This window comes from Gluconacetobacter entanii, from assembly GCF_003206495.1.
GTDB classification, from domain to species: domain Bacteria; phylum Pseudomonadota; class Alphaproteobacteria; order Acetobacterales; family Acetobacteraceae; genus Novacetimonas; species Novacetimonas entanii.
In genome coordinates this window covers 1-1,374 of the sequence record NZ_NKUF01000120.1, presented here as the reverse complement: position 1 = coordinate 1,374, position 1,374 = coordinate 1, and the positions used below count along the sequence as shown (strand labels likewise).

The window sequence follows — 1,374 nt, the reverse complement described above, 5'->3', positions numbered from 1 at the left end:
CGCCATGGGAAAATGGACCCTCGAAATCATCAGGCGGTCCGATACGACGAAGGGCTTTCAGATCCTGCCGCGTCGCTGGGTGGTGGAACGGACATTCGCCTGGCTGGGACGGTGCAGGCGGCTCGCCAAAGATTGGGAAAAGTCCATTGCGTCCTCAACCGCATGGACATTGATCGCCTCGATCCGCATGCTCACACGACGGACAGCAAGGCATTGTCAAGCTTGGAAAACTTTCGGATCGGGCTCTGATAGTAGACGTGGCGATACCGGATAATGCTGCCTCTTCGATATCCGATATCTTGAATCGACCAAACGCACTAAGTGATAACAGATTTATTTTCCTTACTAATCTAAGTGACGTTGGATGAACTCCTAGAGGTAGTGCTTTCCAGATTCCGTTATAGACTGGATTTTCGGATTCAATACTAAAATCAAGGACGTAATCATTGGACAATATTTTGTTTTCACACTCGCTGTATGCTGATATATTACGTGATATACGTCCTTCATTTACCTCTGTATCTATCCAATCCTGGTGTTTTTTATCGAGATGATCGCACCAATATATTATTTTAACACGCTGCCAGACAGGATTATCGGGAGAGCTTCGATAAGCATCGAACAAGGTCCGAGCCAGCCGCATGCCGGTTGGCGCTATTCGTTTGCGCGCATTCCAGAGCGCCTGCGCGTGATCAAGATCTGCTAGTTTAATACGATATCCCGCCTTAAATAGGTCGTCAAACCATATACAGATGCCATCGAGTGCACGGGTATCATTGATCCGGACATTGGCTTCATGCCATCCGTTGCCAGCTTCGCATTCTAGCGCGAGGCCGTTGGTTGAAGCATTAGACGAGCCAACTATGGCGGCAGTAGATGTCCACCAGACCTTGGCGTGGAGGGATGGGTGTGACTTAAGAGTTATCCCCGGGTGATCCAGCATTTTGCGTAGTTCTTCTGGGTTACAGGCACCTGAATCAAGGTTGCACAGGATTTCAAGATTCAACCCGGATCGATTTAGTTCTAGGCGTTCGATTGCGCCCGCCCACCAGAAGGCTACTGCTAGTTTGGCGCGATCGGTTTCAGCCAACATAGTTTTTATTTCGCGAAGCGCAGCGAACTCATTTAGAGCCCGATCCGAAAGTTTTCCAAGCTTGACAATGCCTTGCTGTCCGTCGTGTGAGCATGCGGATCGAGGCGATCAATGTCCATGCGGTTGAGGACGCAATGGACTTTTCCCAATCTTTGGCGAGCCGCCTGCACCGTCCCAGCCAGGCGAATGTCCGTTCCACCACCCAGCGACGCGGCAGGATCTGAAAGCCCTTCGTCGTATCGGACCGCCTGATGATTTCGAGGGTCCATTTTCCCATGGCG

The 1,374-nt window shown here is 50.7% G+C and carries 2 protein-coding genes; one reads left to right on the top strand and one right to left on the bottom strand.

Annotated elements, in window-relative coordinates; genetic code table 11:
* The coding region (locus tag CFR72_RS16780; protein ID WP_146220782.1) for a transposase at positions 1–274 on the top strand (274 nt) is incomplete at its 5' end.
* 847 nt (positions 275–1,121) lie between these two features.
* On the opposite strand, the gene CFR72_RS16770 is transcribed toward CFR72_RS16780, so the two are convergent.
* The coding region (locus tag CFR72_RS16770; RefSeq protein WP_146220781.1) for a transposase at positions 1,122–1,374 on the bottom strand (253 nt) is incomplete at its 5' end.